Annotated in this window: 2 protein-coding genes; both read left to right on the plus strand. The window is 52.8% G+C overall.

The genetic code is table 11. From position 1 onward, the window contains the following. The first annotated feature begins 257 nt into the window (after positions 1–257). On the plus strand, positions 258–3,062 hold the full coding sequence (locus K1Y02_25970) for a hypothetical protein (protein MBX7259829.1): 2,805 nt from the start codon (positions 258–260) through the stop codon (positions 3,060–3,062). 144 nt (positions 3,063–3,206) lie between these two features. Continuing rightward, positions 3,207–3,631 (plus strand): SDR family NAD(P)-dependent oxidoreductase (locus K1Y02_25975; GenBank protein MBX7259830.1); only part of this gene is annotated, 425 nt, incomplete at its 3' end.

The raw sequence follows: 3,631 nt of genomic DNA on the forward strand, positions 1-3,631 counted from the left end.
TCAATCCATTCGTGGCATTAACACTGGGGTGGCTGATCCTTCACGAGCCGCTCTCTCAAAGCATGCTGCTCGGAAGTTGTGTTACGGTCGCTGGCGTGGCTCTGGTGAACCGCTCCACACGCGCGGCCTTGACGTGAGACTGGGCACGCCATGCAACCATAAGCAAGCAGTCTTGTCGACATTCATTACCTCAAACGCACCAACTTGATGTATAGTGACAGTAATAGTACTAAACTGCTCTGATTGTGCGGGGGGCTATGCGCGCAAAAGTAACCCTTGCGGTAGCACTGTGGATGCTTCTACTCGTGGCAATCCTGTTTGTATCGCGCATACATGAAGACAGGAGAAGAAATCCGGACTACGTGCCCTTTCTTCCATTGCTTGAATCCGTTCCCCTGCCAAAGGTGGATGAAAGCACCCTCGACCCGGATACGAAGGAACTTCTTGGACGCTTGCGTCTTAACGACTCGCGAGTTTCCTTGCACGCCCTGCTGGAACTGACGAAAGACCCCGAGTCAATACTACGCAATTTACCCTTGCTACTATCAGTTGCCCCTCAAGCTACGGAAAAGGTCGACTATAAAGAGTTATCTCGAGTTGGACTGTCGCAGAAGGTTGACGTGGAAAACCGAATCATGACGTTCGCTATCCTCGCGCACCTCGGCTCTACAATCCATGAGATCGCGGATACAGAAGCTCGCGAGAAGGCGGCGTGCATGATGATGTCCGCTGTGCAAAACTGGGTGGAAGAACCCTCTCCAACTATCTCCACAAAAATTGCCTTTAGAACGCTCAACACAGTCGTCTTGGGGGAAAACCGATCGGTTAGGCCAAAAGAATCAAGCCTTATCGACACCTACGTTTCGCTAATGTTCACCTACTTGCGCTCAGACAACCCCGACGTGCGCCGGGCGGCAGAAGGGTCGCTTTGGTCGGCCATGTGGGTGCTACCGAGCCGACGCCAGCGCATGATGGATGGAATGCTCAAGATAAAGCAAGAGGAGGATCCTAACGTCAAGAGCCTCAACATGGACACGACCTACTCGATGCGTGAATGGGGGAGCATGAATGTATCTCACGAACTCTATGAAGAGATCAACTTGAAGAGCGCCGAGCAATTACTGGACGAAATGTTGCCACGCCTCCATGCCAAGCGTGGATATGCGGACAAGGAACAAGTCATTGACCAACTCTATCTTGACGCATTCGAAAAGAAGATCAAGACTTCTCCACTGCGCAAGGAGTTGATTGTTCGATTGTTTTCCGATCCTCAGGGTTTGCGTCAATGTTCTCACCGTGTCAGTTTCGTCTTACCGCCCGATTCAGCACCCGCGGAAGAGAAGAAGTTTATAGATGACGTGTTCTCTATGTTCGAAGCGCAGTTGGAGCTGCCCGCAAGTGACGCCCGGGGCAGGGAAGCAATCCTCAGATATCTCTGGTGCGCACAGAGAAACGTTGAGAATGGTTCGTATGACGTTCTTACATACACGCCCTATGCTTTAAAAAGATACTTGGATCTCCTCGTCCGGCTGTCGAAATCCGATGACAGTAAGGCTGCAGACGATGCACTCGAAATACTTGAAAATGCCGCGTGGATTAACAAAGAAGTCGCGGAACAGGTTTGCGACATCGCGTATACGCTGGATGGTTCAAATACTGGTGTCAAGAGAGCCCGAAGTATAGCTTGGCGAGCGCTTGAGAATTTCGGCGAATGCGAAAGTACAGGATATGGCCTTGTTTGCGACTTGCTTGATGGCAATTCCGATGAGGAAGCGTTGGCATTGACTCGACTTGTGCGCGAGCCCAGCATCGTTCTGGAAAACATGGGTTCATTGTTGCGTGCGGTCAGATTGTCGCGTATGAAGTTCAGTTATCGAGCGCTTCTGGTCTACCGTTGTCTCCCGCTTGCGCCCCTGTCCCAGGATGACTGCTCGAAGCTCTCTGATAAGGGTTCTGTCATCCTGATGTGCATGGCAAACGCCATTCGCGAGACTCATGAGAAAGAAGACCGCGAAGCCGCTCTGAGCCGGCTTCTGCCCTATATTAGGAACGCACTCGCCGGACAAGATGCATCCGTTCCTCCGCGCGACGCACTAATTGTCTTCTTCTACACGGTGTTCTTTCCTAGCGATATCGTGATTGTGCCTGAAGATGGGCCGATTCGCGATGAGGTTTTGGAGACACTGTCTAGACTTGCATCTAGCCAAGATACGGTGCTCCGAGATACTGCACTTCACCTTATGCGAACCGCGCTCCGCGCCGTACCCAATGCAGCAGAGATATTTGAATTCCCCAAAGACTATGCAGTCTCGTCAGTCTTCGAACCATTCGGAAAAGTGGCGGAAGCCGAGTATCGTGAGGCACAAAACTTATACGAGGACGACTTGTTTGATTCCGTGAGGCTAGTGCCTATCGATGGAGAGGATTTCCCTCTTGCGAATATGGCTGCTCTTAACGGTCGACTCTGGCAGTCCGAAAATAGATACGCCAGAACTGGTGAGACTGTCGTTATCGCGCTTCTGTCCACCCCTGGTATTCGAGAGCGTTACTGGCGCTCAATAGTCCCCAGTTCGCTTCTTGACTTCACGCATCGTTTCGAGACTGGCATTATCCCCAGATTTCTGGATATTTCCCGTGTCGAGCTACAAAACGCGAAGGGGGACTTCAAGAAGAGCGAATGGATACTTCGTTCACTCGACCGTATCGTCTTTCCATCAACGGGTCTTGATATACTGCGAGAAGCTGCCCGGACGTCCACTAAACCGCTGGTTGATATCGACTACCTCTCGAGCGCGGCTGCCATCTACTGCCACACATTGGAGTATGGCGACGCGGAATCGAGGCACCATGCCGCAAGGTCGCTAACGCAAGCTAGGTGGGTCTGGGGGAAAGTCATCCAAGATTGTGTGTATTCCTGCTTAGAGGAATCTGTGTCGAAGGAGCAAGAAATGCGAGCTGCCTTGAACGCCGCAGTCGAAGAATTGAAGGCTGAAGGCCAAGTGCCCAACGGACTCTCTTCAGACAACCCTACTGGCGCGCCAGAAAGCCGTATTGGGTGGTAGGATAGGGGAACGGTCAGTCTGTGCTCACGACTCACACTTACAGCAAGGCATTCTTACTTATCCTTCCCAAGAACGACGCACTTGATGGAAGGAACACAGGAACTGTTGCGTCAAGTACGTCAGGGCGCGAAAGGAAGTGAGACTATGTCGGGTATGTTGCAGAACCAAGTTGCGGTAGTCACAGGAGCAGGGCGGGGAATAGGCGCGGCAACGGCCAGACTCATGGCCGAACAGGGCGCAAAAGTTGTGGTGTCCGATTTGGATGCGGCGCCCGCCGATGCCGTCGTGAAGGAGATTGCGGCTGCGGGCGGAACGGCTATCGCGGTCCCCGGCGATATCACGGATTTGGCTTTTCCTCAATCCCTATTGCAGAAGGCGGTAGATACCTACGGGAAGCTGACCATTCTCGTCAACAACGCCGGGTATACGTGGGATGGCGTAGTTCAGAAAATGACCGATGCGCAGTGGCAAGCAATCATCGACGTGCACCTCAGCGCCCCGTTCCGAATGATCCGCGCTGCGGTTCCGCACATGCGCGAGGCGGCCAAAATGGAGTTGGGAGCGGGGCA

This window comes from Candidatus Hydrogenedentota bacterium (genome assembly GCA_019695095.1).
Taxonomy (GTDB): domain Bacteria; phylum Hydrogenedentota; class Hydrogenedentia; order Hydrogenedentales; family SLHB01; genus JAIBAQ01.